At 68.2% G+C, this 23127-nt stretch carries 23 protein-coding genes; 9 read left to right on the top strand and 14 right to left on the bottom strand.

Translation table 11 applies throughout. From position 1 onward, the window contains the following. Positions 1–36 precede the first annotated feature (36 nt). From ABD683_RS06615 to ABD683_RS06605, 3 genes are all read right to left on the bottom strand, one after another. Positions 37–1494, bottom strand: coding sequence for a GuaB1 family IMP dehydrogenase-related protein (locus tag ABD683_RS06615; protein ID WP_344768402.1), 1458 nt, complete (start codon positions 1492–1494; stop codon positions 37–39). A 16-nt stretch (positions 1495–1510) separates the two neighbouring features. Continuing rightward, a complete protein-coding gene (locus ABD683_RS06610) occupies positions 1511–2863 on the bottom strand; it encodes a class I adenylate-forming enzyme family protein (protein ID WP_344768400.1) in 1353 nt (450 codons plus the stop codon). Positions 2864–2930: 67 nt separating this feature from the next. Then, complete coding sequence (locus ABD683_RS06605; RefSeq protein ID WP_344768398.1) at positions 2931–3611, bottom strand: class I SAM-dependent methyltransferase; 681 nt, start codon at positions 3609–3611, stop codon at positions 2931–2933. 49 nt (positions 3612–3660) lie between these two features. Between ABD683_RS06605 and ABD683_RS06600 the strand changes: the two genes are divergently transcribed. Further along, complete coding sequence (locus ABD683_RS06600) at positions 3661–4377, top strand: Fic family protein (RefSeq protein WP_344768396.1); 717 nt, start codon at positions 3661–3663, stop codon at positions 4375–4377. Here the strand turns inward: ABD683_RS06600 and ABD683_RS06595 are convergent. From ABD683_RS06595 to ABD683_RS06565, 7 genes are all read right to left on the bottom strand, one after another. Beyond that, positions 4367–5305, bottom strand: a complete 939-nt coding sequence (locus tag ABD683_RS06595) for a class I SAM-dependent methyltransferase (RefSeq protein WP_344768395.1) — start codon at positions 5303–5305, stop codon at positions 4367–4369. The two genes, ABD683_RS06600 and ABD683_RS06595, sit on opposite strands and share 11 nt — an antisense overlap. Positions 5306–5321: 16 nt before the next feature. After that, positions 5322–6065: an SDR family NAD(P)-dependent oxidoreductase gene (locus tag ABD683_RS06590; protein ID WP_344768393.1), complete on the bottom strand. Its 744-nt coding sequence runs from the start codon at positions 6063–6065 to the stop codon at positions 5322–5324. Between the two features lie 11 nt (positions 6066–6076). Next, positions 6077–6310 carry a phosphopantetheine-binding protein gene (locus ABD683_RS06585; RefSeq protein WP_344768392.1) on the bottom strand — a complete coding sequence of 78 codons (234 nt, stop codon included), beginning with the start codon at positions 6308–6310 and terminating at the stop codon, positions 6077–6079. Positions 6311–6385: 75 nt separating this feature from the next. After that, positions 6386–7219 carry an SAM-dependent methyltransferase gene (locus tag ABD683_RS06580; RefSeq protein WP_344768390.1) on the bottom strand — a complete coding sequence of 278 codons (834 nt, stop codon included), beginning with the start codon at positions 7217–7219 and terminating at the stop codon, positions 6386–6388. Next, positions 7216–7800 (bottom strand): serine O-acetyltransferase, encoded by a 585-nt coding sequence (locus ABD683_RS06575; RefSeq protein WP_344768389.1) that lies wholly within the window; start codon positions 7798–7800, stop codon positions 7216–7218. The genes ABD683_RS06580 and ABD683_RS06575 overlap by 4 nt, the downstream gene beginning before the upstream one ends. A 64-nt stretch (positions 7801–7864) precedes the next feature. Then, positions 7865–9070 carry a glycosyltransferase family 4 protein gene (locus tag ABD683_RS06570; RefSeq protein WP_344768387.1) on the bottom strand — a complete coding sequence of 402 codons (1206 nt, stop codon included), beginning with the start codon at positions 9068–9070 and terminating at the stop codon, positions 7865–7867. Positions 9071–9073: 3 nt separating this feature from the next. Next, positions 9074–10039 (bottom strand): NAD-dependent epimerase/dehydratase family protein, encoded by a 966-nt coding sequence (locus tag ABD683_RS06565; protein ID WP_344768385.1) that lies wholly within the window; start codon positions 10037–10039, stop codon positions 9074–9076. A gap of 146 nt (positions 10040–10185) precedes the next feature. Between ABD683_RS06565 and ABD683_RS06560 the strand changes: the two genes are divergently transcribed. Beyond that, positions 10186–11250 carry a glycosyltransferase gene (locus tag ABD683_RS06560; RefSeq protein WP_344768384.1) on the top strand — a complete coding sequence of 355 codons (1065 nt, stop codon included), beginning with the start codon at positions 10186–10188 and terminating at the stop codon, positions 11248–11250. Here the strand turns inward: ABD683_RS06560 and ABD683_RS06555 are convergent. Further along, positions 11240–11935 (bottom strand): class I SAM-dependent methyltransferase, encoded by a 696-nt coding sequence (locus tag ABD683_RS06555; RefSeq protein WP_344768382.1) that lies wholly within the window; start codon positions 11933–11935, stop codon positions 11240–11242. The genes ABD683_RS06560 and ABD683_RS06555 overlap by 11 nt on opposite strands. A gap of 221 nt (positions 11936–12156) precedes the next feature. Between ABD683_RS06555 and ABD683_RS06550 the strand changes: the two genes are divergently transcribed. The 3 genes from ABD683_RS06550 (at position 12157) to ABD683_RS06540 (ending at position 15956) form a co-directional block, all read left to right on the top strand. Further along, on the top strand, positions 12157–13599 hold the full coding sequence (locus ABD683_RS06550; RefSeq protein WP_344768380.1) for a tyrosine-protein kinase domain-containing protein: 1443 nt from the start codon (positions 12157–12159) through the stop codon (positions 13597–13599). 35 nt (positions 13600–13634) lie between these two features. Then, positions 13635–14966 (top strand): O-antigen ligase family protein, encoded by a 1332-nt coding sequence (locus ABD683_RS06545; RefSeq protein ID WP_344768379.1) that lies wholly within the window; start codon positions 13635–13637, stop codon positions 14964–14966. Positions 14967–15056: 90 nt separating this feature from the next. After that, on the top strand, positions 15057–15956 hold the full coding sequence (locus tag ABD683_RS06540) for an FkbM family methyltransferase (RefSeq protein ID WP_344768377.1): 900 nt from the start codon (positions 15057–15059) through the stop codon (positions 15954–15956). Here ABD683_RS06540 and ABD683_RS06535 read toward each other — a convergent pair. Next, the gene (locus tag ABD683_RS06535; protein ID WP_344768374.1) at positions 15953–16924 is read right to left on the bottom strand and encodes a glycosyltransferase family protein; all 972 of its coding nucleotides are present in this window, start codon (positions 16922–16924) and stop codon (positions 15953–15955) included. The two genes, ABD683_RS06540 and ABD683_RS06535, sit on opposite strands and share 4 nt — an antisense overlap. Positions 16925–17069: 145 nt before the next feature. Between ABD683_RS06535 and ABD683_RS06530 the strand changes: the two genes are divergently transcribed. From ABD683_RS06530 to ABD683_RS06520, 3 genes are all read left to right on the top strand, one after another. Next, positions 17070–18275 (top strand): glycosyltransferase family protein, encoded by a 1206-nt coding sequence (locus ABD683_RS06530; protein WP_344768372.1) that lies wholly within the window; start codon positions 17070–17072, stop codon positions 18273–18275. A 69-nt stretch (positions 18276–18344) separates the two neighbouring features. Next, the gene (locus ABD683_RS06525; protein ID WP_344768371.1) at positions 18345–19628 is read left to right on the top strand and encodes an MATE family efflux transporter; all 1284 of its coding nucleotides are present in this window, start codon (positions 18345–18347) and stop codon (positions 19626–19628) included. Further along, a complete protein-coding gene (locus tag ABD683_RS06520; protein ID WP_344768370.1) occupies positions 19625–20257 on the top strand; it encodes a CatB-related O-acetyltransferase in 633 nt (210 codons plus the stop codon). Before ABD683_RS06525 ends, ABD683_RS06520 begins: the two co-directional genes overlap by 4 nt. Before the next feature lie 3 nt (positions 20258–20260). Here the strand turns inward: ABD683_RS06520 and ABD683_RS06515 are convergent, their stop codons facing one another. After that, on the bottom strand, positions 20261–20923 hold the full coding sequence (locus tag ABD683_RS06515) for an acyltransferase (RefSeq protein WP_344768368.1): 663 nt from the start codon (positions 20921–20923) through the stop codon (positions 20261–20263). Between the two features lie 106 nt (positions 20924–21029). Beyond that, a complete protein-coding gene (locus ABD683_RS06510) occupies positions 21030–21890 on the bottom strand; it encodes a TylF/MycF/NovP-related O-methyltransferase (RefSeq protein ID WP_344768366.1) in 861 nt (286 codons plus the stop codon). A 74-nt stretch (positions 21891–21964) separates the two neighbouring features. Here ABD683_RS06510 and ABD683_RS06505 point away from each other — a divergent pair, with 74 nt between their 5' ends. Then, positions 21965–22852, top strand: coding sequence for a lysophospholipid acyltransferase family protein (locus ABD683_RS06505; RefSeq protein WP_344768364.1), 888 nt, complete (start codon positions 21965–21967; stop codon positions 22850–22852). Positions 22853–23127: the final 275 nt, after the last annotated feature.

The raw sequence follows: 23127 nt of genomic DNA, 5'->3' as shown, positions 1-23127 counted from the left end.
TACGGTTGAGAACTCACCGCTCGCCGCGCCCGGCGTCTACCAGCTGACGTGGAGGGGCTGGCCTTCGTCGTAGCCGGCTGCACTCTGGATGCCGACGACAGCGCGCTCGTGGAACTCGGGGATCGAGCGAGCACCGGCATAGGTGGCGGACGAACGGACGCCGGCGACGATCTCGTCGACGAGGTCCTCAACACCGGGACGATCGGGCTGCAGGAACATCCGTGAGGACGAGATGCCCTCCTCGAACAGCGCCATGCGGGCGCGCTCGAAGCCGGCGGCGTCACGCGTACGGTTGGACACCGCGCGGGCCGAGGCCATGCCGAACGACTCCTTGTAGGGGCGACCGTCGAGGCCGACCTTGAGGTCGCCGGGGCTCTCGAGCGTGCCGGCGAACCACGAGCCGATCATGACGCTCGCTGCGCCGGCAGCCAGGGCGAGCGCAACGTCGCGGGGATAGCGGACTCCGCCATCGGCCCACACGTGCGCACCGACCTCCTGAGCCGCCGCAGCGCACTCGAGAACAGCGGAGAACTGCGGACGGCCGACGCCGGTCATCATGCGGGTCGTGCACATCGCGCCGGGACCCACCCCGACCTTGACGATGTCAGCGCCAGCGGCGACGAGATCGCGTACGCCGTCAGCCGAGACGACGTTGCCGGCGGCGAGCGGTACGCGGTGGCCCGACGACTTCTCGTACGCGTCGCGGGCGGCGACCACGACGGGCAGCGCCTCGAGCATCTTGGCCTGGTGACCGTGCGCCGTGTCGACGACGAGCACGTCGATGCCGAGCTCGAGCAAGGAGGCAGCCTTGGCGGCGACGTCGCCGTTGATGCCGACGGCGGCGCCGATGACGAGCCGGCCGGATGCGTCGACGGCGGGTTCGTAGATCGTCGAGCGCAGCGCGCCCTTGCGGGTGAGCACGCCGACGAGCTCGCCACCATCGAGCACGGGAGCCACAGCCATGTGGCGCGCCGACATCTCGTTGAAGCACGTACGCGGATCGGTGCCGGCGTCGAAGGTGAGCACGTCACCCGTCATGACCTCGCTGACCTGCGCGAAGCGGTCGATGTCTGCGCCGTCGCTCTCGGTGACGATGCCGACGACCTTGCCGTCCTCGACGACGACTGCGGCGCCGTGGGCGCGCTTGGGCAACAGGCTCATCGCCTCGCCGACCGTCGTGCTGGGCGAGACCGTCACAGGCGTGTCGTAGACGACGTGCGCGTCCTTGACCCGGTTGACGGTCCACGCGACGACGTTGAGCGGAATGTCCTGGGGGATGATCGCGATGCCGCCGCGGCGGGCGATCGTCTCGGCCATGCGGCGCCCGGAGACTGCCGTCATGTTGGAGACGACGAGCGGCAGCGTCGTACCCGTGCCGTCGGCCGTCGTGAGGTCGACGTCGAAGCGGCTGGTGACGTCGGATCGCGCCGGCACCATGAAGACGTCGTTGTATGTCAGGTCGTACGAGGGCTGCTGATCATTGAGGAACTTCACCCAACGAGTTTAGGTCCTAGGCCGTGGGAGCCGTACGGGTCAGCTTGTTGCCGGTCGTACCCATCGACTCGACGAAGCGGATGCTGCGCGGACGCGCAGCCGGCGGGAGGTCGGCGGTCGCGGTCCGGATCGCCCGGTCGATCTCCTCGGTGTCATGGCCGGCAGCAGCGACGACCTCGACGGCGACAATGGAGCCAACCATCGCGTTGGCACGGCCGAAGACGCGTACGAGGTCGACTCCCGGGACCTTGCCGATGCGGTCCTCGATCGGCAGCGGGTGGATCTTGACACCGCCGACGTTGATGACCTCGGACTTGCGACCGCGGAACTCGATGCGGTCGCCGACGATCTCGACCAGGTCGCCGGTCGCACGCCAGTTCTCGGCCTCGATCGGCTCCTGCCCGTAGTAGCCGAGCATCGAGGCCTTGGATCGTACGTACAGCTCGCCGTCCTCGACCTTGAACTGCACGTCTCCGTCACTCGACAGCATGCTGATCGGCAGCCCCGCCAAGCCGTCGCGGACCGTGACGTTCTGGCCGAACTCGGTGGCGCCGTAGATCTGCGAGATGTTGGCGTCGGGGAACGTCGCGGTGATGCGCTCGAGGAGTGCGGACGGTACGGCCTCGCCGCCCATCGTGATCTGCTGCAGCGGCGGCAGCTCGCCACCGTCGCCCTCCAGCTCCACGAGCACGAACCGCCAGAACGTCGGCGTGCCGCTGGCGTGCGTGACACCCCAGCGACGCATCGCCTCGAGACCTTCCTTGGGCTGGAACGAGTCGGCCGCGACCAGCGTGGTCTGCGCGGCGCACACGTGGATGAGGATCTGGAGTCCACCGAACTGGTTGAGCGCGTAGGCCAACAGCCACGTCTGGTCGTGCGACGGCTTGATGCGGGCCGTCGTACGAAGGACCCGGCTCCACAGGTGCCTCGCCGCCTTGGGCTTGCCGCTGGTGCCGGTCGTCATGACCATCAGCCCGGCATCCTCGGGTGCCGACTCGGGCACGGGCGCGCCGGTCGACTCGATGAGCTCGACCGAGCTGAGGGCGCCGGCGTCGAGCAGGCTGGTACGTGAGGTGGCGAGGTGCTCGTGGTCGAAGCGCTCGCGATACTCCGCGATCGCCTCATCCGTGGCGGCGAGCGGATAGACACACGTCTCGGTGCCGGCGAGCGAACCTCCCGCGAGCAGCACGAAGACGTTGATCGGGTCCTCGTCGAGGATCGCCAGCCGGGTGATGCCACGGGCGACGAGGTTGGCCGCGACGGACTCAGCCTGCTCGAGCAGCTCGGGGAACGTCGTGGTTCGCGCTGTCGTGACGACGGCATCCTGCGTGGGACGTTGTTGGGCTGCGAGGCGCAGCAGCTCGATCACGAGGTGCGGTCCATGTTCATCGGCTCCAAGCGTGGGGGAGTGAGACGACGTGCTGGGTCACAGATTATTAGCGGAGCTCGAGCAGCAGGGTGTCGGGTGGCTCGACCTCGTCGACCAGGCTCGACTTGTCGACGCGAGCACGAACGCACAACGTCGTGTGACGCAGCCGGAGGAACCCGGTCTGCTGGCCGTACTCCATGAACAGGTCGCGCACGCGGGACAGCTCTGCCTCGCCGACCGAGGGATGCTTGGTGCTCTCGGCGAACCGCATGAGGCCCGGCAGGTCGAGCTTCTCCCAGGTGCCGAGCTCGTGTGTCTCGGGCTCGTGGAACAGCCCCGAGGCGGTGAACGTGTCGACCGGTGTGCGCGCGACATCGCGGTCGCCGGTGATCTCGCGGAGCTTGCGCATCCACGGGATCGAGTCGTCGAAGGTCTGTGACACGGCTGAGAGGAGTCCGTCAGGTCGCAGCACGCGGGCGTACTCCGACAGCGCCGTCGGTGCCTCGCGCAGCTCGGGGGTGATGACGACATCGAACGCGTTGGACAGGAACGGCAGGCGCTCGCCGCGGCTGCGGATATACATGATGTCGTCGTGCCGGCTGGCCTGGACGTCGTCGCCGGCGACCACGACCTCGTGTCCCTGCTCGGCCAGCTCGTAGGCGAGCGATCCGTCACCGAGGTGGAGGACGCAGGCAAGACGATCCCCGACCAGCCACTTGGCGGTGCGATCTTGCGGGGAGTCGGTCACCTTATGAGGCTACCGGGCGGGCACGCGAGCGGCCGGTACGCTTCGGGGCGTGTCCGACCCGTTCATCACGGCCGCCCAGCTCGAGGGCGTCCCCTCCGCGTACGCGGCCGCCCGCGACGGCATCGACTCGCTGCTGCGTGACCGTGGTCTGCGGCGCAGCACCCCCGACCACACCGCGCAGTCGCTCCTGCTGGGCGCAGCGGCGACGGCATCGCTCGAGGGCAGCGCGTACGAGCCCGAGGTGCTGGCCGCCGGTGGTGGTGACGCGACCGCACGTGGCGCCGTACGCCTCTCGACCGAGCTGCTGGGGCTGCTCCCGGTCTGGAAGCGTTCACCCGTGCAGGCCATGGCCCGCATGCACGCCCTTGCCGCCGGCGGATCCGTCGACGACGCCGACCTGGGGCGACCGGTCAACCCCGACGGCGTCTCCCGGCTCACCGAGCTCGCCTGGATGATCGGGCAGCCGACCGAGGCCCCGGGCCTCGTCGTGGCCGCCCTCGTGCACGCCGAGATCATCGCCGCCGGAGCATTCGGCACCCACAACGGCGTGGTGGGCCGTGCCGCCGAGCGGCTCGTCATGGTGGCCAAGGGCGTCGACCCGGCCTCCGTCACGGTGCCGGAGCTCGGGCATGCCGCCGTGCCCGATGGCTACCGGTCGGCACTCGCGGCGTACGCCAGCAAGAAGCCGACCGGCGTGCACCAGTGGCTGATGTATGCGTCGATGGCGTTCAGCCGTGCCGCGGAGGCGTCGCCGCTCAGCTCGTGAGCAGGTAGGTCGCCGACGGGAAGTCGGCGCCGCCACGATCGCCGTCGAACAGGCCGTCGCGCATCGTGGCGGGACGGTAGCCGACCAGCAGCTCCTCGAGCTCGGCCTGCTTGGCGTGCACCAGCATCGACTGCGACAGCAGGATGCCGGCGTGCGCGTTGCCGATCAGGAACGCGTGCAGCAGTGTGCTCTCGTCCCAGAAGAACAGCCGTCCGTCAAGGGTGTCGGGCTGATAGTCGTACGGGAACATGATGTCGTGCACGTGCACCACGACGCCGGGCTGGAGGCGCGGGAACACGTCGAGGATCATCCGGTTGACCTCGCTGCCGACCTTGACCGTGTGGGTGCTGTCGACCAGCAACAGGTCGCCGGCCTCGAGGTCGGTGAACGTCTCCATCGCCACGGTCTGCGCCGGGCTGCGGAGCAGCGTGATCGAGCCTTCGGCGGCAAGCTTCTCGAGCAGCGGCGTCGGGTAGGGATCGACGGCTGTGACCGCGACATCGACGCCGTGGCGCTTGGCGGCGGCGAGGATCACCGCGGTGGTGACCCCCGCGCCGACCTGGACGACGCGACGCGGGCGACGCGTCGCGATGAACGCATGGAGGAACTGCGCCTCCATCGGGCCGTAGCCGTCGGCGCCGTTCTCCTTGCACGCATCGGCGTGGACGTTGGTCTCGTTGAGGGCGGCGGTCACGTCGGCGGTGAACCACGCACGCGCCTCGGCGAGCTGTGCGTCGACGTCCGTGCCGGAGACACCCGGCATGTCGCTCGGTGCGCGCCACTCCTGCGAGCGGGTGAGCTCGCGGATGTCGGGCACCGACGAGTAGAAGTGCCGGGGCAGCACGTCGACGCCGAGTCGCTGGCCGACCCGGAAGAGCCGAAACAGCATGCGCTTGCCGAAGTCGCGAGTCCGGCGGGAGAACGACACGTGGAGCTCCTGGGTGTCAGGCCGTGAGGCCACCGTCAGCGACGATGACCTGGCCGGTGATGTAGTCGTTCTCGGGCGCGGTGAGGAACTGCACGATCCGAGCGATGTCGCTCGGCTCGCCAAGGCGACCGGCGGGCGTACGACGGATGATCTGCTGCAGCTGTCCCTCATCGAGGCCGTGGGACATCTCGGTGCGGAGGTAGCCCGGCGCGACGGAGTTGACCGTGATGCCGCGCGAGCCGAGCTCGCGGGCGAGTGCACGCGTCATGCCGTCCATCGCCGCCTTGGTGGAGCTGTAGACCGCGAGGCCGCGGTAGCCCGACAGGCCGACGATCGACGAGATGTTGACGATGCTGCCCGAGCCGCGCGACAGCATCCGGCGACCGACCACGCGGCACATGTGCAGCGTGCCCTTGAGGTTGAGGTCGATCACGATGTCGATGTCGTCGTCGCTGGCCAGGCTCAGGATGCCGTCGCGGGCGACCCCGGCGTTGTTGACCAGGATGTCGATGACGTCCCAGGCCCCGATGACGTCCTTGACGAAGTCGGTCGACTGCTCTCGGTTGGCGAGGTCGACCTCCCGGAAGAGGAACCGGCCCTCGAGCGCGGGGTCGTTGGCCCACTTGTCGACCTGGTCCGTACGCGTGCGTGCACACGTCGCAACCCGGTCGCCGGAGTCGAGGTAGGACTGGACGATGCCGGCACCCAGACCGCGACTGCCGCCGGTGACGACGACGACGCGTCCTGAAGGATCAGTCATGCTCGTGGAGGTCACGCCTCGTAGAAGTCGAGCAGCTCGCCGACGGTCTGGGCCATGATGCCAACGCTGAACGGGTCGGTGCCGAGGTCGTCCTCGAGCATCGATGAGAGCTCGGCGGTCTCGAGCGAGTCGAGCCCGAGGCCCTCGGCGTACAGCGAGGTGTCGCGGTCGTACGGCGCGACCTTGTCGGCCCTGGCGAGGAAGCGGTCCAGCACTTCGCCGGCCTTGCTGGTGGTGTTTTCCATCGGTGGGAGCTCCCGAGATCTGTGTGTGTGGTCAGGGTCGATGCAACGTGAAGGTTACCGGAGTCGAAGCCGCGATCAGGCGGGTTTGGCGGCAGAGATGAGGCCGTACCCGAGGGTGCCGTCCCGCCAGAATCCCTCGAGGATGTCGAGCGAGATGACGAAGGTGTCGTAGCCCTCCTTGCCGATCAGGCTGATCACCTCGTCGCGGTGCTGCGCCGAGGTCTCGCGCCACTTGTCGAGGGTCGGCAGCGTCTCGGTGGTGAGGTCGGTGACCTCGTCGACGACGAGCCCCACGCTCTCGGCGTAGCCGGCGTACTGCTCGAGGGTGTCCATGCGCGCCGCGCCATAGCCCGCCCGCAGCACGGCGAAGTCCTCGCGGCGCTCGCGGAGCTCGGCGAACGGGATGTCGCGGCGACGGATGATGTCGCACAGCGCCATGCGGCCGCCGGGCCGGAGCACACGGGCGCACTCGGACACGAGTGCCTGGCGATCGGGCATCAGGTGGGACGACTCGAGGACCCAGGCACGGTCGAAGCTCTCGTCGGGAAGCTGGTTGTCGGTGCCGTCGCGCTGCTCGAACGTGACGCCGGAGATGCCTGCGGCCGCGGTCTTGGCGGTGGCGGCGTCGATGCCCACTTGGCTCGTCGTGATGCCGAGGACCTCGACGCCGTGCTCGGTGGCGATGCGCCGGGCCGGTGTGCCCGAGCCGCAGCCGACGTCAAGGACGCGAAGACCGGGCGAGAGCCGGGAGGCGCTGATCATCCGGGTCGTGAGCTCGTTGGTGGCCTGGGCCAGCGGCTCGTCGGGTGAGGAGAAGACACCCCAATGGAGCTCCTCGCCGAGCAGCAGGCCCCATGCCTCGGTGACCCGGTCGTAGTGCGCGGCGGGGTCGTAGTTCTCTTGCGTCACTCTGTCTCCTTCGAGGGCTCGAGCGCCTCGGCGGGCTCGGCCATCCGTACGACGCGTGCGGGGGATCCCGCGACCACGGCCCCGGCAGGGACGTCTCGTACGACGAGCGACTGCGCCGAGATCACGGCACCGTCGCCGATCGTCACCGGTCCCAGGACGATCGAGTCGAGCGCGATCGTGACGCCGTCACCCAGCACGGGGAAGCCGACGATGCCGGCGGCACCGCGGCCGGTGTCGCCGCCGATGCTCACGCCGTGGCTGATGCGGGCGTCCTTGCCGATCGTGACGCCGTCGGCGATCAGCACCTTCTGGCTGTGGATCAGGCAGAGTCCTGGCCCGATCTTGGCGGCCGGGTGCAGCTCGGTGCCACCCCATACGACCGCCATGCTGCGCAGGATGAAGGCGAACGGCCGCGTCGGCGGGAACTTGTAGAGCGCCGTGCTGATGCGGAACATCACGACGACCTGCACGGTCGGCGTGAACAGCAGCTTGCCGAACACGCGCGCCCAGTAGCCCAGCCCGGAGCGACGGGTGTGGTCCACGTTGGAGCGCACGTCGGCGATGATCGTCTTCAGCAGCATGGGAGGTCCTCGACCAGGTTTCCGGGGACGTGGCGAGGCTCAGGGTAGCAACGCCGGCCGGCGCTCATGTCGCGCTCTCGAGGATGGTCTCGAACTGCTGGCCGACCGTGTTGATGTCGAACTTCTTCTCGGCGATCTCGCGCGACCGCCGACCGATCGTCGTGACCAGGTCGCGATCGGCATGGAGCTCGCCGAGCCACGTCACTGACCCCTTGGCGCCGTCGCCGTCCGGTGCGGCCACGTGCCCGCCGGTCTCGAGGATGTCGGCGGCGGCCGGGTTGTCCTGCGGCATCAGGCCGAGGATCGGCCGACCCGCTGCCATGTAGGAGAGGACCTTGCTGGGGATCGAGAACATCGTCGCCTCGGGCTCGAGCAGTGCCACCAGGACGTCCGCGGAGCCAAGGACGTCGGGCAGCACGTCGGCGGGCTGGAACGGCAGGACGCGCAGCGGGAGCCCGGGCTCGGCGACCGCGACAGCGGCCAGCTCGTCCGCCGCCTCACCCTCCGACACCACCACGAGAGACGCCGGGATGCCCTGGTCGAGCGCACCGCGGAGCAGCTCGATCAGCAGGTGCGGGTTGTGCTTGCGGCCGATCGTGCCGGCGTAGACGAGCCGGAGCGAGGTCTCCTCGTCGAACAGGTGCGCCGACCGTCGGTTGACGCGATCGACGGGGAACACCTTGTCGAGGGGTGCCCAGTTGGGGATCACCGAGACCTTCGCAGGGTCGACCTTCCACGCCGGATAGACCTGCTTGAACGCCTCGCCGATCGCCACGACGTGGCTGGCGTTGCGGGCGCAGTAGGCCTCCATGCGGACGAACACCTTGGCGCCGAGGTTGGCCAGCGGCCTGGGCAGCTTGCGGCGCAGCTCGTCGGACAGCCCTGAGCTGTAGATGTCTTGGTGCCACATGACGTACGGCAGCCTGGCTCGCCTGGCGTGGCGGGCGAACCGGTACATCGAGACGAGCGGCAGGTTGCAGGCGATCACGATGTCGGCGGGCTCGGCCTTGAGCCGCTTGATCCACGTACGCGCGTAGCGGCGCTCGTAGCGCAACCGGGCGAGCGGCGCGTACTTCTTGAACTCGACGGGCAGCGAGATCCCGTCGAACGTCAGCGTCTCGGGGTCGTCGAGCTGGCGCTCGAGGTGGCCCTTGCCGCTGACGTACTGGACGCACGACACGTGCTCGACCTCGTTGCCGAAGGTGGCCAGCTTGCGGGACAGCTCCGCCTGGAAGGGGTGACCTGAGAAGTCGTGCAGGATGACGCGCATGGTTCAGGCGCGCGCGCTCAGCTGGTCATAGATCCAGCTGTAGGTCTTCTCCAGGCCGTCCCGCAGCGAGATCGACGGCTCCCAGCCGTAGATCTCGTGGAACATCGTGTTGTCGGAGTTGCGGCCGCGTACGCCCTGCGGCGCCGACAGGTCGTGGTTCTTGGTGACCGTGATGCCGGCGATGTCCTCGAGGATGCCGATCATCTGGTTGATCGTGACCAGCTCGGCCGAGCCGAGGTTGACCGGCTCGACGTTGTCACCGGCGAGGATCTCCTGGGTGCCGCGGACGCAGTCGTCGATGTACATGAAGCTGCGGCTCTGCTCGCCGTCTCCCCACACCTCGATCGTGTGGTCGCCGCTGAGCTTGGCCTGGGCGATCTTGCGCGACAGTGCGGCAGGAGCCTTCTCGCGGCCGCCCTCGAACGTGCCCTCGGGACCGTAGACGTTGTGGTAGCGGGCGACCCGGGTCTGGATGCCGAAGTCCTCACGGAAGTGGCGGGCCATGCGCTCGCTGAAGAGCTTCTCCCAGCCGTAGCCGTCCTCGGGATCGGCCGGGTAGGCGTCGGACTCCTTGAGCGCCGTCACGTTGGGGTCGGTCTGCTTGTCACCGGCGTACACACACGCCGAGCTGCTGTAGAAGTAGCGCTCGGTGCCTGCGTCGCGGGCTGCGACCAGCACGTTGGTGCTGGTGAGGACCGAGAGCATGCACTCGGCCTTGTTGTTCTCGATGAAGCCCATGCCGCCCATGTCGGCCGCGAGGTTGTAGACCTCCTGCGCGCCGCTCGTCATCTTGCGGGCATCGCCCATGTCGGCGCAGTCGGCGACGACGTTCTCCGCGCCGGAGTGAACTTGGTACCACTCCTGCTGCGGCTTGATGTCGACCGCGCGTACGTCCTTGCCGGCCGCGAGGAGGTCGGCAACGAGGTGTCCGCCGATGAATCCTCCGGCTCCGGTGACCAGTACCGTCATGTTCCGTTGTCCTCCGAGTGGGGCAGGCTGAGGGGGAGTGTGTGCGTGCAACGCTACCTGCACGATGACCTAACGAGGGCGGAAGCCCGAGGTTTCGCTCGATTGGCATCTGTTGTGCGATTCTGTCCGACCATGAGGTGGTGCCGGTGAAGATCGTGGTCGATGCGATGTGCGCCGAGTACGGCGGCATCCGCACGTACGTCGAGCACCTCCTGGCCCGCTGGCACGACGTCCACCCGGAGGACGAGCTGCACGTGATCGTCCCGCGCGGCCTGGACCTGCCGACGGTGGGCCACGTACGCCACGAGCTGCGCGTGCGACGCCCACGCATGATCGGGCGCCCCCTCGCCCAGACGGTCCACCTCAAGCGCCTCGCCGGCGAAGTCGGTGCCGACGCGGTCATCGCGACGGCGCCGACGACGACCGTGCGGCGTCCTGGGGCGCCGATGGCGGTCGTCATCCTCGACCTGCGCCACGAGCTGAGGCCCGAGCAGTTCAGCCGCAAGACCAAGCTCCTCCGTCGGATCTCGTACGGGCGCACCTACCGCCTCGCCGACCAGTTCCTGTCGATCTCCCAGCGCAGCCTCGACGACCTCCACGAGCTGCATCCGCAGCTGCGCGGCGTACCGGCGACCGTGACGCACCTCGGCGCCGACCATGTCGCTGACTGGCCTGCCGCCGACGGTGACGGGCCGGCGATCACGTTCGCGCACCACACCAACAAGAACCCCGACCTCGTGCTCGACGGCTGGAAGGTGCTGGCCGACCGCCTGGGCTCGGCGCCCGACCTGCTGGTCCTCGGAGTGGGCAGCGGCCGCGAGGAGCTCACCGCCGCGATCGAGCAGCGCGGCCTCGGCGGCAGCGTGCGTCTTGCACCGTTCCTTCCCGAGGACGAGTTCCAGCGTGTCCTCGTGGCGGCGCGGATGATCGTGTTCCCGTCAGACTTCGAGGGCTTCGGCCTCCCGGTCGTCGAGGGGATGCTGCTCGGGCGGCCGGTGGTCATCGGTCCCGAGCGAGCCACCAACGAGATCGCCGGCGGCCACGCGTACGTGATGGCCGACTGGAAGCCGGAGTCGCTGGCCGATGCGGTCGTGGCAGCCGGACGCCAGACTCCGGAGCAGCGCGAAGCCGCCCGGGCTCACGCCGCGGAGTTCACCTGGACGAGGACGGTCGAGCAGACCAGAGCCGCGCTCCTGGCGATCAGTCGATAGGGCGGACGGCCTCGAAGAACATGCTCTCGGGGCGCACCTCGACCTCGGTGACCTGAGGAAGGTCGCCCTTTTGGTACTCGAGCTCGCGGAAGTTGGTGAAGCCGGCGTCCTCGAGCATCGACTTCACCAGTCCGCGGGTGGGCTGCCACTTGTGAGCGCTGCCGCCCAGCATGAACGTGAAGAGGCGGCGGCCCTTGGGGCGTACGACGGGGTAGGAGCCGAGCCGCTCGTTGTAGTGCGCTCCGGCCTCGGCGTCACCGTTGCTCTCGATCAGCTGGCGGGCCCACAGCTCCCCGTCGGGAAGGGCGAGGCGGAGGATGCCGCCCGGCTTCATGACGCGGAACGCCTCCTTGGCGAGAGCCTGCGCCTCGGTGAGGTAGACGTGCTCGAACATGTGGGACGAATAGATCGCCTCGACCGTCTTGTCCTTCTGCGGCAGCGGCTTGGTGAGGTCACGGCGCTTGACGTTCTTGGGCCAGGTCTGGACGTGGCTCGGCGTCAGGATCTTGAGCTTGACCAGGGTCGACAGCAGGAACGGCACCTTGCGGAGCAGCATGACGGGCGACTTGTCGTAGTTCTCCCAGCCCTCGAGAGCCACGATCCCGCACCCCAGGTTGATCCGGATCCCGCTGAATTCAGCGGCGCGAGCAGGGGCAGCGGGCTTGGTCGAAACCTCTGACGACATGGATTCTCCTGGTAGGTGCTGGCAACGGCACGGCAGTCATCGTACGACGGAACATCGGGGCAGTTGCGCGCATGTGGCGAATTGCATCCTCGCGGACCGTCACTGATCGAGTGCGCTCGCGTTGGTATGCGTAGAATCGACATGGCCGAGGGTGCCTTTGGGGGTTGCCTTCGTCTGTTCGCCGACACGTGTGATGCAACCCGAGATCGAGGACCGTCCCAGTGGAAATTCGCCAATTTTTCACCACGATTGCGCGCCGATGGAAGTTCGTCGTCGCCTTCTTCGTGGTGGGGATCTTCCTGGCCGCCTGGCTTTCCGCCGGCGCGACCCCGGTCTATTCCGCGAGCTCGCGCGTCTTCATCTCGACGCAGGCCAGCAACTCTGCCGAGGCCTATCAGGCCGGTACGTTCTCCGCGCTGCGTGTGACGTCCTACGCAGGCCTGGCCAACGACGACTCGGTGCTGACCAAGGTCATCAGCCGCCTCGGCCTGTCCGAGACGCCCGACGAGCTGTCCAAGAACGTCTCGGCCACGGTCAACACCAGCACGGTCGTCATCGGCATCACCGCCAAGGCCGGCACTCCTGACCAGGCACGCCTCATCGCCGAGACCGTGGCCGACGAGATGACCAACCTCGTCGCCCGCCTCGAGCGTCCGCAGGATCCGGCCGCCCAGCCGCCCGTCCTGGCGCGCGTCGTCGGCAAGGCGTCGTTCAGCTCCTCGCCCATCAGCCCCAACATCCCGCTCAACGTCGTCGTCGGCGGAATCCTCGGACTCCTCATCGGCCTCGCGGGTGCCGTGACGCGTGAGCTGCTCGACACCTCGGTCAACTCCGCCGAAGAGGCTGCCGAGTCGGCGAGCTCCACGGTCCTCGTCACGGTCCCCAAGGACTCGACGCTCCAGAAGCACCCGCTGATCAGCGATCCGCAGGGCAGCCGCGAGATCGCCGAGGCGTTCCGTGTCCTGCGCACCAACCTCCAGTTCGTCAACGTCGACGCCGAGATGCGTTGCATCGTCGTGTCGAGTGCGCTCGCCAACGAGGGCAAGACGATGACGGCCGCCAACCTGTCGGTGTCGCTGGCCCAGAACGGCGTCTCCGTTCTCCTGGTCGACTGCGACTTCCGCAACCCGCAGATGCCGGCGCTCCTCGGCCTGGAGCAGTCCGTCGGGCTGTCGACCGTCCTCCTCGGCCGTGCCACGCTCAGCGAGGCGGTGCAGACGCACACCAGCGGCATCTCGTTCCTTGCCACGGGTCGCGTACCCCCCAACCCGGCCGAGGTCCTGCAGACGCAGGCGATGCGTGACCTGCTGACGTCGGCGTCGCAGGCCTACGACGTCGTCCTGATCGACGCCCCGCCGTTGCTGCCGGTGGCCGATGCCGCGATCCTGGCGAGCCAGGCCGACTGCGTCGTGATGGTCGCCGCGCACGGCCGGACCCGCCGCGAGCAGCTGCGGCTGGCTTCGGAGCGTGTCGAGCTCGCCGGCGGACACGTCGCCGGTGTCATCCTCAACCTGGTTCCCAAGCGCCGGTTCGGCGCCTACGGCTATGGCTACGGCTATGGCTACGGATACGGCGAGCTGCCGACGACGCCGAGCATCGCCAACGCCGGCAAGGGCCGGGACAAGAAGGCGCGCGGACGGCGTCGCGAGAACTCGAACATCTGACCCGTGACGACTCCAGTCGAGCCGAAGGCACGCGGATGTTCGGCGGGCTAGACGCGCCGAGCAGGCCGTCCAGCCGTCTGACGTCCACAGCCCTCTACCTGGGCTGTGGCGTCCTGCTGTTCATGCTCGTCGCGATCTCCTCGGCGGGCATCCCGATGCTGGCGATCGGCGCAGCCGCGGCGTTGACGATCGTGCTCGCGCTCGGCTTCGAGCGCGCCGGCACGCTGTTCATGATCCTCGCGCTGTTCTTCTCGCCGATGAACATCATCCGCGTCGTCGCGGGTGGTGCCTCCGTGACGGCCTCGGACGGATTGTTCGTCGGCGCCACGATCCTGCTGCTACCGACGCTGATGTCGCGGCGGCTCAAGGTGCCAGCGCTGTATGCCGCCGGCGCGATCGGACTGCTCACGATGGGCATCGTCGCGTCGGTCGCCAGCACCTCCCCGCTGTTGAGCCTGCTGCTCATCTCCAAGATCGTCATCGCCGGCCTGGTGATGCCGATCGTCTTCATGTGGTGGGGGCCCAACCTCAAGCTCATCTCGGTGATGGCGGCCGCCTACATCTGCGGCAACGTCGTCAGCGTCGCCTACTCGTTCGTCGACCCGGTGCAGGTGTTCCGCTCCTACGGACTCACGACGCACGTCAACAACTTCGGCCACGCCTCGCTGCTGTCGATGGCGTTGATGCCGTTCGTCTTCCGGCTGCTGCCGCGCTGGACCTGGGCCTTCCAGGGCATCGCCGCGATCGCCTGCTTCTGGGGCATCTGGTCCAGCGGCAGTCGCGCCGCCCTGCTGGTGCTCGCGGTGATCATCATGCTCTACCCGATCCTCGAGCGTTCGGGCCGAGTCGCCTGGGCCGGCGCCTTCGGGGCGACGATCTTGGTGCTGTTCCTGTCGCGTATCCGCGGCGCCGACGACGCGAGTGCGTTGGGACGGCTGCTCGGCGGCGACGCCTCGGTCAACTCCGACAACCAGCGGCGTGACCAGCTCAGGCTGGGGTGGTCGCAGTTCAAGGAGCACCCGATCAGCGGGCGCGGCTTCGTCGACGTGATCGAGTTCCACAACATCTACCTCGCGGTCGCCGTGGCGGTCGGCGTGCTCGGCCTCATCGCGTTCCTCGTCATGCTGTGGCCTGCCGTGCACCCGCTGATCTTCGGCTCGCGCCCGTACGGACTCATCGCCTACCCCGCGATCTCCTACATGGGCTTCGGTGCCCTGGCGACCAACCTGTGGGACCGCTTCGTCTGGATCCTCATCGCACTGATTCTCGCGACCCGGATGTTGGACGAGGCCGAGGACAAGGACGACGAGGAGCTGGGCGTCGAGACGTCCGCGCCGCCGTTGTACATGGCATCAAGGTCGCCCTGACGCGACTCCCGCCATCCCCGGCGGCCCGTAACCCGGAGGCCGTCGACCTCGTTGTGAAGACGTTCAGTTCTTTGCGGCGAGGGGATCAGCATGGATCGATCGGGTGCGGATGTCGCGCGCAAGGTTTGGCAGCGGGCACGATGGTTCGTACGGGACCGGTGGCCCGATCGTGAGGTCGTACGTGACGTCCAGGGCGTGTCGATGCACCTCCCGTGGTCGCACCGGCTGCCCGACTACGCCAAGGTCGCACCTGACTACGGCCAGAACCTCGTCCGGCTCGCGGAGCTGATCGCCGAGGACGACGCACCCCTGACGGTGCTCGATGTCGGTGCCAACGTCGGCGACTCGACGATGCAGATCCTGCAGGCCACCGACGCGCGGGTGCTGTGCGTCGAGGCCGACCAATACTTCGTCGGCTACCTCGAGCGCAACGTCGGTGACGACGCCCGGGTCTCGATCGAGGCCAAGCTGCTGTCTGCCGCCAACGACTATGTGGCGATGGCGCCCGTACGTGTCGGCGGCACGACGCGCTTCGAGCCCGGCACCTCCGATTTCACCGCGCCCACGGTCACCCCCGCCGAGCTGCAGGAGCGCCACCCGCAGTTCGCCGACCTCCGCCTCGCGAAGTCCGACACCGACGGCTACGACGTCGAGCTCATCCCGGTGATCGCCCGGGCCTGGGCGCACTCGCATCCCGTGCTGTTCCTCGAGTACGACCACACGCTCTCGCGGCTCGCGGGCAACGACCCGTACGCGATCTGGCCGACGCTGACCGAGCTCGGCTACACCCGCGTCGCGGCATGGGACAACTGGGGCAAGCCGGTGGGGCACTGGTCGATCGACGAGGTCCCCGAGCGGGCCGCCGTGCTCGACAACCCGGGCAATGACGTCACCAGCCGCTACTGGGACGTCGCCGTCGCCCATGGGGACGACACGGCAGGACTCGCAGCGCTCGACAAGCTGGTCCCGCGCTCCTGGGTCGCTTCCTAGGACTTCGGCGCCGTGCGGCGGTAGTGCAGGCTGCGGGCCAGGGCACGCAGCGGACCCGCCGGCAGGACCTTGCGGGCTATGCGCGAGATCACGCCGAGCTCCTGCGTCACGACCTTCTCGTACGCCAGCTCGATGTGCTCGTTGAGCACGATCTGCTCGGGGTGGACCAGCGGGAACGTCAGGGGCTGTGCCTCGGCCATCTCGCGGGTCGTCTTGGTGTTGGTGCCGGCATCGCCGAAGCCGATGTTCTTGACCAGCACCGAGGCTGCCGTGATGGCCAGCGACCGATTGGCGATCACGGAGATGCACCAGTGGATGGCCCAGGTTGCCGTCTTCTTGTCCATCGTCTCGCCCGCCGACCGGAAGAACCTCACACCTGCCGGTGACTGCAGCAAGGTGTCGGACCAGTCGATCGGCTCGGTGCGGACCGATGTGTGGTCGCCACCGGCGTGCGTGCGCGGGTAGACCTCGCGATGTGCCTGCCACGCACGTTGCCAGGTGGCCCAGCCCCAGATCGAGGCGAACGCCGTGAACGCGTAGCTTGCACCCTCGAACACCTCGGCGGGGACCTCGGGCGCTGCACCGCCGATGTAGGAGATGCGGTCGTCGTCGGCGTAGCGCTCGAGCAGCTCGGTGCAGAAGCGGAAGAACGTCGGGTCCGCGAGGCAGTCGTCCTCGAGGATGATCGCGTTGGACGCCTGGCTGAAGACCCAGTCGAGGCCCAGCTCGATGTTGGCGGCCGATCCGAGGTTGGTCTCGGCATAGCGTCGGTGCACGCGGCACTCCCAGTCGATCTTCTCCAGCTCGGCCCGCACGGCAGCGCAGGGCTCGACGTCGTCAGGGCGGTGCGCGCGAGGTGCGTCAACAACCAGATAGAGGTCCTCAGGGGCTGCCTGCCGGATGGCATCGAGGGTGCGACGCGTCTGTTCGGGTCGGTTGAAGGCGATCAGGACGACCGGCGCAACCATGGGCCAGAATCTACACCAGCGGATTCGACTGCTCCGCTCCCGCCGTTCGCCTCAGGTCGCACCGGCTCACCTGTATATAGTGACCGCGGCATGTCTGGGCAGACAGGCCAGCCGCCACCAGTGCTTGTCGAGAGGGCGCCCGCCGATGACCACCGCTGTCAGCTACTGCACGATCCTGACCAGCAACTACCTCCCCAAGGCGTTGACGTTGGCCGAGAGCCTGCGCCGCCACGAGAACGGTGCGCGCCTGCAGATCCTGCTCTCCGACATCCGCCACGACGCCGACCTGCCGACGCTCGACGGTGTCGACTGCCTCAGCACGTCGGTGCTCGAGATCAGCGAGCGAGAGGTCCTTCAGCTCGCCACGATCTATGACCTCGTGGAGATGGCGACCGCGGTCAAGCCGTTGTTCCTCAAGGCGCTGTTGGATGACGCCGAGGCCGCGATCTATCTCGACCCCGACACGTTCCTCACCGCGCCCATGGACGAGCTGCTTCCCGAGCTCGCGGCGAGTGAGGGTGGTATCGCCCTGACCCCGCACTTCCTCGAACCGGTGCCGGCCGACGCGGCGATCGGCGAGGCGCACATGCTGGCGGTCGGCGTCTTCAACCTCGGCTTCTGCGCCGTCGACCGCCGGGCCGTCCCGTTCCTCGACTGGTGGTGGGGCCACCTGCGCACCGAGTGCCTGGTCGAGCCGCTCTCGGGCCTGTTCGTCGACCAGAAGTGGATCGACCTCGGCAGCACGCTGTTCAACGCCAGGAGCCTGCGCCACACGGGCTACAACGTCGGCGTCGGCAACCTCCGCGAGCGCCCGCTGGTCAAGGACGACAAGGGCTACGTCAACTCCACCAACGGTGAGCGGCTCCGCCTGTTCCACTTCCACGCCTTCGACTCGCGTCGCCCCGAGCGGCTGTCGATGCGTTTCGACCACTCGAGCGAAGAGGTGCTCGACGAGGACTCCGCGATCTACGCGCTGTGCCACGAATACGCCGAGATCCTCTCGGGCTTCGAGCGCGCGCTCCCGCCGCCACCGCCCTACCCGTACTTCGAGGACACCAGGGGCAAGCGCATCAGCCGCCGTGTACGACGGGCCTACCGGATGGAGCTGGCCACCCGGGCCGCCAGCCTGCCGGTGCCGTTCCTCGCCGAGGAGGCGGGTGCATGGAAGAGGTGGCGCCGCCGTACGTGGAAGTCCAAGCTCCGCTCGTTCGTCGGCGACTCTGCGAAGTCGGTCCGCTGGGTCCTGCCCGAGGAGTACGACCGAACCAAGAAGCGGTTCCCGAAGCTCACCGGGAAGGTCAGCTCGAAGTACGCCGGCGGTGACGGCGCGTGGGGCTACGGCGGCGATTGACCCATTGATCCCGATCCGAGCGATTACGCTTCAGAGGTCGTCAGCCGCCGTATCCGTGCAAGGAAATCCGTGAAATCCACCGAGCAGTCGTCCGGCCGCAGGCTCGGTGTGCTCACGATCGACCAGGCGATAGCCGGAGCGTCCAACGTCCTGATGCTGGTCCTGGCGGCGCGGGTGCTGCCCGTCGCGTCGTTCGGCCTGTTCTCGATCGTGTTCCTGACCTACGGGCTGATCCAGGGCGTCGCGCGGGCCCTGGTCGGCGACCCGATGCTGATGCACTCCGCGGAGGCCGAGGAGCGGGCAGGCGATGCCATCGGCGCCTCGACGATCTTGGGCTTCGGCCTCGCGGTGTTCGTGCTCGTCGGCGGCGTGGTCGCCCACATCTGGGACAGCCGGCTCGGCGATGCCTTCCTGGTGCTCGCGGTCTGCATCCCCCTGCTGATCCTGCAGGACCTCGGCCGCTACCTCGGCTTCGCGATGCAGCGCCCGGCTCGCGCGCTGGTGCTCGACGTGGTGTGGCTCGTGCTCGTGCTGGCCGGCACCGGCGTCCTCATCCTGACCGACAGCGACAGGCTGTGGGTCTTCATCGCGGTCTGGGCCGGCTCCGGTGCAGCCGCGGGGCTGATCATGCTGTGGCAGCTTCGTACGTCCAGGATCCGGCTCTCGCTCGACTGGCTGCGCGAGACGTGGTCCGACTCGTGGCGCTACCTCGCCGCCTACACCGCAGCCGGCGGCAGCGCGCTGCTCACGGCGGTGCTGACGACCGCGATCGCCGGTGCCAAGGCGATGGGCGGCATCCAGGGCGCCCTGCTGCTGCAGCGCCCGTTCGTCGTGTTCCAGATCGCGTCGATGGCCAGCGGCGTCGTTGAGGTGTCGCGGTCGTCCAAGCAGTCGGCCGACGTCATCCGGATGGGTACGCGCATCAGCGCCCTGACCACGGCCGTCGCCGTGGTCAACGGGGTGATCCTGCTGATGCTGCCCGACGCGCTCGGTGAAGGGTTGCTCGGCGACACCTGGAGCGAGGCCCATCCGCTGCTCCTGGCCTCGGCCGCCCAGATCGCGATGATGGGCATGATGAGCGGCGCCCGCTCCGGCCTGCTCGGCCTGCGGGCGGTCAAGCTCGCCCTGCGCATCGACATCACCAAGACCGTGCTGATCATCGTGCTCACGGTGGTCGGGGTGCTCATCAACGGCGCTCTCGGCGGCATGTGGGCTGTCGCGATCGGCCACGGGATCGGTGCCATAATCTGGTGGGCCGCACTGCTGTTCCACCTGCGTACGGGCGTGCCCCCCGAGCCCGCCACTGAGCTCGAGAACGAGCCCGTCATCGACCCGTCGAGAGGACTGTCATGAAGAACCTGCTCCGCCGGATCTACTACGCCTACCGGCGCGTGCACATGACGATCGTCGGCCCCAACGAATACACGTGGAAACGCATGCTCAAGTCGGGCCGCGTCGTGGTGGGGCCACAGACCTACGGGATCCCCGCGATCGACCACTACATGCTCGGCACCGAACGGCTGCTCGTCGGCAACTACTCGTCGCTCGGCGGCACCTACCTTCTCGGCGGAGCACACGCGATCGACCGCGTCACGACCTACCCGCACCGCATCAACTTCGGGATGCCGGGAGCCGGCGAGGACGGCTACCCGACGTTCCAGGGTGACACCCACGTCGGCTCGGACGTCTGGACGTGCCAGGGCTCACTGATGATGAGCGGCATCACGATCGGCGACGGCGCCGTCGTCGCCGGCGGTGCCGTGGTCACCAAGGACGTGCCGCCGTACGCGATCGTCGGGGGCAATCCCGCCAAGCTGATCCGCTACCGGTTCACCCCCGAGCAGATCGAGGCGCTGCTCGAGATCAAGTGGTGGGACTGGCCGGTCGAGGAGGTACGCGAGGCGGTCCCGCTGATCGCCGGCGACGACATCGACGCGTTCATCGAGTACGCCCGCGCCAAGAAGGGCGCCCGCAAGGTCTGACGCCTACTGCAGGCCCATCGGGCCGGTGCGGTGGAAGAACTTCATGTCGTCCTTCAGCTCCCGCACGGGCTCGGCCGGATTGCCGCGATAGAACATGAGCTCCTTGGTCAGCTGGGTGTTGACGACCGAGCCGGCCGAGATGATCGAGCGCGCCGGCACGCTCGTACCGCTCAGCAGGATGCTTCCCGTCATCACGGCCGAGTGTGCGCCGATGGTCACCGGCGCCGTGCGCCAGCGATCGCGCACCAGGTCGAGACTGTGGGTCAGGATCGTCGAGCTGAACCCGGCCAACGACGAGAACTCACCCATCTCGACCAGGTCGGAGCAGTCGATCTCGTGCGCCATCGTGATCGCAGACCGCTTGCCCATGATCAGCGACGGGTTGCGGTTCTCGGAGTCGAACGGCGGCAGCTTCAGCGGCCAGCCCGTGATGCGGTTGCGGGACGCGATGGACGCGCCCTCGTCGAGCCGGAGCTCGGCGAGGTCGCGGATGATGTTGAAGCCCGCGATGCTGGCCTTCGGGCCCATCGTGAGCTTGCCGACCATGACGATGCTCCGGCCGACGTACGCGGTCGGGTGCACGTCCCAGCCGTACAACCACGTACCGAGGCGGCGTTTGACCGACCACGGAAGCGGTGCGAGCAGTGCAGCCCACAGCCAACGCATAGGACCTCCAGGGGGAGTTGCCCCGGTAATCCCCTACCGAAGCGCCGTCAGGCTATCCACTCCTGACGGTTCTCCGTGGCGGTTTGGTTGAATTGAGCAACCAGCGTCAGAGCGACTTGCGCCAGAACGCACCGAACTCGTCGATCTGGATGATCGGTTCGGTGATGCCGTTCTTGTCGCGGTAGTCGTGCACCGCCTGGCCCGCCTGCGTCGCGTGGCTGCCGAAGTCGTCGATGATGCAGAACCCACCCGGCGAGAGCTTGGGGTAGAGCACCTCGATCGCCTGGATCGTCGACTCGTACATGTCGCCGTCGAGCCGCATCACGGCGATGTCACCGAGGGGCGCGACGGGGAGCGTGTCCTTGAACCAGCCGACGAGGAACTCGACGTCATCGTCCAGCAGGTCATAGCGACGGAAGTTGTTCTTGACCGTCTCGAGGCCGACCGCAAGTCCGGTCTGCGTGTGCAGCTCGTCGCCCTTGTCGGCGGGAAAGCGGGAGGCGTCCGGCGGGGGCAGTCCCTCGAACGAGTCGGCGACCCACACCTTGCGGGTCGTGTCGCCCCATGCGACGAGGTTGGCCTTCATGAAGATCACGGCGCCACCGCGCCACACGCCGGTCTCGATCAGGTCGCCCGGCACACCGTCGGCGATGACGGCGGCGATGCAGTCCTGGATGTTGGTCATGCGCTTGAGGCCGATCATCGACTCGGCGCGGGCCGGCCAGTCGAGCCCCGATTCGCGTGCCACGGGGTCGTACGGCTTCTTGTAGGCGATCTCGAGGTCGAGCTTGCCGGCGACCTTGGCGACCGCGTTGGCGGTGCGCTTCTTGATGCCCTTGGCACCGAGCATGCGGACGCCACCGAGGATCGAGTCGTTGTCCTCGCTGAGGGCGCCCGTCAAGCTTCGCTTGACGAGGTCGAGGTAGCGGTCACGGAGGTCATCTGGGAGTGGCTTGTTCTCAGGCACGCGGCGAGATTATCAGCCGCCGACGGGGTGCTCGTACGTTTCCCGATCCTGGGGGTGCGATAGCGTTTCCGGCGATGGAAATGGTCGAGGTCACGAAGGCGCCGCTGGCGCAGCGGCTCATCGGCTCGGGGCTCCTGTTCACGCGCCGAGCCGTCGTCCGGGCGCTGTGGATTGCACGTCCGCGACTGCCCGGTTTCCTGCTTCGCCCATACGTCGACCGCAAGGTCGCGGCGGCGCTGGCCGACGACGGCGTCGTCGACGACGCACGGATGCACATGGAGCACCTGCTGGGTGCCATCGGCCGCTCGTCGGAGATCGAGGACGCGAGCCGCGGCTACATCGAGCACTGGACCCGGTTCGAGGAGCTCAAGTGGCGCCCGCGGCTCGTCACCCGCCAGGCGGTCGAGGGTGCGGAGCACCTGCGCGCGGCGCACGCGCTGGGTCGTGGCGTGCTGCTGAGCTTCGTCCACCACGCCCAGTACGACGGCATCTTCGCATCGGTGGCCCGTGCCACGGGCCTACCGGTCAAGGTGGTCGCGGCGGACCGGGCAGCACCGGGCCCCAACCTCTTCCAGCACTACCGCGTCGTCGGCTCCGGTGGTGGGCTGATCTCTGCGGCCGTCGGCATTGCCGGCCTGGTCGAGGAGCTCGAGGGTGGCGCCGTGGTCGCGTCGGCGATCGACGTACCCGGTTCGAGCGTCACCACATGTGCCGGCCGCAACGTCAAGTGCTCGTCGGGCCCGGCGCGCTCCGCGACCCTGGCCGGGGCGCCTGTCGTGATGCTGACGAGCCATCGCGGACCGGATGGCCCGATCATCAGGCTTGGCGAGCCGATGCTCCCGGAGGACTTCGGCAGCGTCGACGAGCTGCTCCAGGAGATGGTGCGGCAGCACGAGGGACCGCTGCTGGAGTGGCCCGAGGTGGCCTACCTCCCGACCGTCTGCTGGCGCCCGGTCGACTGATCGCAGAGCGGCGGCGCCGACTCCGCAAGGGAATGGACGCCGCCTGGCCAGCTCACTCAGCTACCAGGCGTGCTGGATCTGAGTTGTCGTGTCTCCGCTTGAATCCCTGAGTGGAACGGAGATCTGCGAGCAACTGTCCCATTGAGACGGGTGATCGCCGCGTGGGTACTGAGCTGCTGTGCCGTTCTGGGGTCCTCCACGAGCATTCGCGAGAGGACTTCCGATTCAGTTTGACTCCCGCGAGCAAGGGGAGGAGTTATGCCCTCTTTGTACGC

Source organism: Aeromicrobium panaciterrae (assembly GCF_039537165.1).
Taxonomy (GTDB): domain Bacteria; phylum Actinomycetota; class Actinomycetes; order Propionibacteriales; family Nocardioidaceae; genus Aeromicrobium; species Aeromicrobium panaciterrae.
Note: the sequence above shows the minus strand (reverse complement) of the source record. Positions and strands in the feature narration are given on the sequence as shown.